Origin of the sequence: Vibrio sp. S9_S30 (assembly GCF_014694455.1) — a bacterium.
In the GTDB taxonomy this organism is placed as follows: Bacteria; Pseudomonadota; Gammaproteobacteria; order Enterobacterales; family Vibrionaceae; genus Vibrio.
In genome coordinates, this window is the sequence record NZ_JAAUWT010000065.1 from 1 (window position 1) to 2901 (window position 2901).

Here is a 2901-nt window from a genome sequence, read left to right on the forward strand (position 1 = left end):
TGCTGCGCCGTGATTTTAGTGGGGCGGCAGCGCATCGAAAAATTCACAGCTTGATGCTCGCCTTTTGTTCAACTTGTTGTGGGTTCATTGTATAGCTGCCGGCATTTTGTGAAATGGCTCTGTGTCTCAACCTTCTGTATTTGCTGGGAAATCGAGGATGCCGTAAAGTCCGTTCATAACAAATAATTCAAGCAGACCAAAAACGTGTGGCATTTTTAGTTTGCGGTAAGTTTAGTGTTTAAGGTGGTATGCAGAAGCTGCATTTGTACGTTTTTGGCTACTTAATTGGGCGTTATAGCGCTTTGAGAATTCAAGGGTTGTAAGGTTCTCGAAAATTGTTGGCTTCAGTGCATTTCAGTTCGATTCCGTAACCTAAATCAAGGTGGAAAATCCTTGCAAACCAAGTCTCAGTAAGCTTTAAAAACCAATTAGGTTAGCCGGATTTTGAAGCTTGGTTTTCGGTTTGTTCTTCTAAGTTCTCGACTGAGTTGGTGTTTTGGGTTTCGTGGTCTGGTTGCAGCAGGTTTTGTTGTCTAAGATGTCGCTCATTGAATGCAAGCGAAGTGCTTCATTGCCAAGTAAAGCCTGCTTGCTTGTATCGCTCTAACAAACAATTCAAGCAGACCAAAAACGTGTGGCATTTTCAGTTTGCGGTGAGTTTTGTGTTTACGGTGGTTTGCAGAGGCGGCATTTGTACGTTTTTGGCTACTTAATTGGGCGTTATAGCGCTTTGATAATTCAAGGGTTGTCAGGTTCTTGAAAATTGTTGGCTTCAGTGCTGGAAAATTCAACTTCTCAGCCAGTATCAAGTTGGAAAAGTCGTCGCAAGCCAAGTCGCTGTGGGATTTCTAAGCCAATTGAGGTCATCGTACCTTGAAGCTTCGCTTTTCGTTTGTTCTTCTAAATTCTCGACCGAGTTGGTGTTTTAAGTTCTGTGGTCTGGTTGCAGAAGGTTTTTTGGCTAAGATGCTGTTCATTGAATGCAAGCTAAGTGCTTCATTGCCAAGTAAAGCCTGTTTGCTTGTATCGCTCTAACAAACAATTCAAGCAGACCAAAAACGTGTGGCATTTTTAGTTTGCGTTGAGTTTTGTGTTTACGGTGTTTTGCTGAAATCGTATTTGTACGTTTTTGGCTACTTAATTGGGCGTTATATCAATCAGTTGGAAATAGTATGAATTATAAAGAAAAGCTAAAATCTGATAGATTTCGATCTTCCACAATTGGAGGTCGAGATTTCAACGAAGAAATGGAAAGTGATCGTGGTAGAGCAGTGAATTCTGCGGCAGTAAGACGCTTACAACAGAAGACACAAGTTTTCCCTTTAGAATCTAATGCAGCAGTTCGAAGTCGCTTAACGCACTCGCTAGAAGTTCAGCAGGTCGGTCGTTACATAAGCAAAATTATTCTCAAAGAGCTGAGCAAGCACGGGATTGATCTCGCGGAGCAATCGGAGGGCTTTGTTAGTGCTGTCGAGGTATCATGTTTACTACATGATATCGGCAACCCACCATTTGGGCATTTTGGCGAAGAAGCTATTAATCTATGGACAAAAACCTTTCTTGCTAAATTAATAAATGATGCTTTTGGTGAGGAGCCAGAATGCCAGAAATTAATTAAGGACCTTTGTAATTTTGAAGGTAACGCACAGGGAATCAGACTACTACATCAAATCCAAGCTTTGAATCTTACATATACGCAATTGGCTTGTTTGGTAAAATATACTAGAGCTGCTTACGAAGATAAGCCTTCTACTGATGATGGATTCTGCTACAGGAAAAAAAAGCCAGGCTTTTACCTAACGGAAGAAGCTCTGTATAAATCTATACAAGAAAAGCTTGGTATTGAAGATGGTGCGAGATTCCCTCTAACTTATATTATGGAAGCTGCGGATGATATATCTTACTGTATCGCAGATGTTGACGATGCAGTCGACAAAGGTATTCTTTCAATAGATAAACTCCATTCTGAAATAGCGAGAATATGGGAATCTTTTCGTGGTAAAGAGGGCGTTGATGATACTGTTGTTGATGAAGGGTACTTGCTAACAATTTCTGAAAAAGCTATGGAAAAAGCCAAGGAGCAGAAATTCAATAGCAACCATGCTTATATTTTGACTCTTCGTACTACTTTAGTTAATGATCTTGCGCACTATGCAGCTAGTCGCTATGTTGAAAACCATGATTTGGTTTTTTCAGGGGCTTTTGATGAGTCTCTGCTCGATGGGTGCGACAAGTATAACCTAGCAACTGAGACTTTAAGGCTTCTATCTGTAGATAATGTATTTAATCACGCTGAAGTAGAAAACTTGGAGTTAAAGGGATATGCCGTAATCTCTGGTCTACTGGAAATCTACTCTCCACTGATCAAACTATCATTTTCGGAGTTTAAGACTTTAGCACAAAGTAACAGATTAAAGAGCCATCCGATTGAAACACGTTTATTTCATAAGCTATCAAGTAAGCATAAGAACACTTACTTTTCGGTAGTGTCCGAACTTTATGACGTAGATACTCCGTCAAATGCTCAGAGGTTAACTGAGATCTATCATCGTTCGAGGTTGGTAATTGATTATATTAGTGGAATGACGGATGGTTTTGCTTTGGAAGAATATCAAAACCTAAGCGCATCGAAGTAATTGATATAACAATCTGTTTAAGAGTGATTCGCAACGCTTGGCATTTTCGCTATGCGTTGCGATTTGTGTTTAAGGTGCTTTGCGGGAGCTTCGGTATTGCGTTGCTCACATATATGGTCTCCCCCAGTTTTGCAAGTCAGCAGTATGATAAAAAGCGCAGGTTAACTACCATATATACGGCCTGTATTAGCGGCTCTTGCCTTGGCCAAGATGAGGCAGTCGAACACGAAGTCCTAATCACCTTATCGACTTTAAAAGTCAGTGT

Annotated in this window: 1 protein-coding gene; it reads left to right on the forward strand. The window is 40.6% G+C overall.

Annotation, left to right across the window (positions count from 1 at the left end; translation table 11 throughout):
• Positions 1-1172: 1172 nt before the first annotated feature.
• Entirely contained in the window at positions 1173-2636 is a 1464-nt protein-coding gene (dgt, locus tag HC752_RS23860; RefSeq protein WP_190337679.1) for a dGTPase, read from the forward strand.
• Positions 2637-2901 lie beyond the last annotated feature (265 nt).

Coding starts and splice junctions, on each gene's coding strand:
- dgt (WP_190337679.1), top strand. CDS start 1,173: ATGAATTATAAAGAAAAGCTAAAATCTGATAGATTTCGATCTTCCACA.